The sequence below is a fragment of the Zhenpiania hominis genome (assembly GCF_014333425.1).
Lineage (GTDB): Bacteria > Bacillota > Clostridia > Peptostreptococcales > Anaerovoracaceae > Hominibacterium > Hominibacterium hominis.
This window is the reverse complement of sequence record NZ_JACRYT010000049.1, coordinates 1-2,189: the sequence shown is the minus strand read 5'-3', so window position 1 is coordinate 2,189 and position 2,189 is coordinate 1. Positions and strand designations below refer to the sequence as shown.

Annotated in this window: 5 protein-coding genes; all 5 read left to right on the top strand. The window is 42.2% G+C overall.

Going from position 1 to position 2,189, the window contains the following annotated elements; genetic code table 11:
* The coding region (locus tag H9L42_RS16600) for a hypothetical protein (protein ID WP_187302588.1) at positions 1-243 on the top strand (243 nt) is incomplete at its 5' end.
* Positions 244-387: 144 nt separating this feature from the next.
* A complete protein-coding gene (locus tag H9L42_RS16595) occupies positions 388-588 on the top strand; it encodes a hypothetical protein (RefSeq protein WP_187304509.1) in 201 nt (66 codons plus the stop codon).
* Positions 589-613: 25 nt separating this feature from the next.
* On the top strand, positions 614-946 hold the full coding sequence (locus tag H9L42_RS16590; protein WP_187304508.1) for a YjcQ family protein: 333 nt from the start codon (positions 614-616) through the stop codon (positions 944-946).
* A 63-nt stretch (positions 947-1,009) separates the two neighbouring features.
* A complete protein-coding gene (locus H9L42_RS16585) occupies positions 1,010-1,348 on the top strand; it encodes a hypothetical protein (protein ID WP_187304507.1) in 339 nt (112 codons plus the stop codon).
* Between the two features lie 133 nt (positions 1,349-1,481).
* Entirely contained in the window at positions 1,482-2,069 is a 588-nt protein-coding gene (locus tag H9L42_RS16580) for a phage scaffolding protein (protein WP_187304506.1), read from the top strand.
* The last annotated feature ends 120 nt before the right edge of the window (positions 2,070-2,189 follow it).

Below are 2,189 nucleotides of genomic sequence, written 5' to 3'. Positions count from 1 at the left end.
AAACTGACGAAGCAGAGGATATACATAAAGAACCGAGGAAAGATAGAAGCGAGGGATTTCAAGGACAAAGACAGAGGAAAAGGCAGCTATGGTGAATATGCAGAACGGATCATAGAGGAGGCCTGCGAGGGAGCGATTGATTTCAGCATATTTGAGAGGAGAGAGCCTGTTTTCGATGGAAGCAGCGGAACCCAGACACTGATCAGAAGCCTTAGCATGAACAGAGGCATACCGCTAAGCTAGATGATAATCATTTTGGATCTGTCAACCAAAAACTCCACAACAACTTGACACCGCCTGAAAACAGGACAACTTTGACTTTTGCAGAAAAGCGCTATATAATTGGATTAGTGAAGAAAGCGTATCCTGAGCTGAATTGGAAGAAAGGTGGATATAGGAGTGGGCGGAAATTCTGAAAATAAAAAATCAAAACTCAATATGCTTCATTCCGGTGAAAAAGTTTTGTGTGATAACTGCGAAGAGGGCTTTTATGAGGCTGTAGATGGTGGCGAAGTTATCTTGGGATATAAGTGTAATAAATGTGGAAACTTTATTCATATTACACCTGGAAACATACTTGTAGAATAAAAGTTGCAGGAAATGGAGGGAACCAATGGCCAAAGATGATTATTTCGTAATTGTATATCGAATTTTGTCGTATTTATACGATTGCTTTCGAGGTGGGGATGAACCGGATATTGACTTATTCGGTCCAGAGGCGCTTAAAATCAACAACGGGTACTGGACCAACATAATGGAAAGTCTTTCCAATGAAGGGTATGTTACGGGAGTTACAATCGTTCCTCGGATGGGTACTGCCCCTGGAATCAAACTCATGAATCTCAAAATTACGCAGAGAGGTATTGAGTATCTAGAGGACAATTCTAAAATGGCGAAGGCCAAAGATTTTTTGAAGACAATTAAAGAAACAATTCCTGGATTATAGAAGAACGTACTCCGGCAACCTTCGGGCCCGGGGTCTTTTTATGGGAAAAAGAGAGAGTAAGATATGAAGGTGGATATTTTAGGGACTGAATATACAATCGAGTATCGAAGTATCACAGAAGACCCAAAACTAGACGGGATCGACGGATACCATGACTCATCAGTAAACCTGATTGTAATTGCTGAGATGCAGCGGGAGAAAAATAGTAAAAAGGATTTAAAAGCATATCAGAAATCCGTATTGCGTCATGAGATTATACATGCTTTTTTGTACCAAAGCGGACTAGATAATTGCTCTTCGGTTTACGGTGGAGCATGGGCGGAATCAGAGGAAATGATTGACTGGTTTGCAATCCAATCCCCAAAGATATTGAAAGCGTTTCAGGAAGCAAACTGTATATAAGGTTATTCAAAGGCAGTCCGTTACGGGCTGTCTTTTGTTATACAAAAAATTACCCGTGCTCCGAGACAAAACAGAGCGGCTGCCAGACCGGGACAGGCCGGATAAAAAGGACGGCAGAGGAAGGAGAAACAGAATGTTAGAGTGGTTAAAAGATGTGTTAGGCGACAGCTATACGGAAGAGATGGACAAAAAAATCTCCGATCAGATTGGAAAGGACTTTGTGGCAAGGTCTGATTTTAATGCGACCAACGAGGCGAAAAAGCAATTGGAATCCCAGATAAAAGAGCGGGATAAACAGCTTTCTGAGTTAAAGAAGTTGGATGCGGAAAGCCTGCAGGCAAAGGTTACAGAGCTTGAGACGGCTAATGCGGAAGCAAAGAAGCAGGCTGATGCTGCTATCGCAAAACTAAAGATGGATTATGCGGTAGAAACAGCTCTGAGCAAGGCAAATGTCATGCAGAATAAAGCCGTCATTCCGTTCTTGGACCTGGACGCGGTAAAGCTTTCTGAGGACGGAACCCTGACCGGACTTTCCGAACAGCTTGAGAAGTTGAAGACAAGCGAGGATACAAAATTTTTGTTCCGACAGGAAGAAAAGCCACAGGTAAAGGGAGCACAGCCGGGACAGGCAAGAGACGGTCTTCCGGGAGGTGCGCCGGACTTTTCCAAAATGACCTATGAACAAGTAGAAGCCTATTATGCAGAAAACCCTCAAGGATAAGAGAAAGCTAACTATATAAAAGTCAAGTGAAATATATAGATTTAGCTCAAAAAGTTACAACTTGTTACTTGATGTAATTTGAACATTGAAAAGTGAATAGTGGATAAAAAACGGCATGGC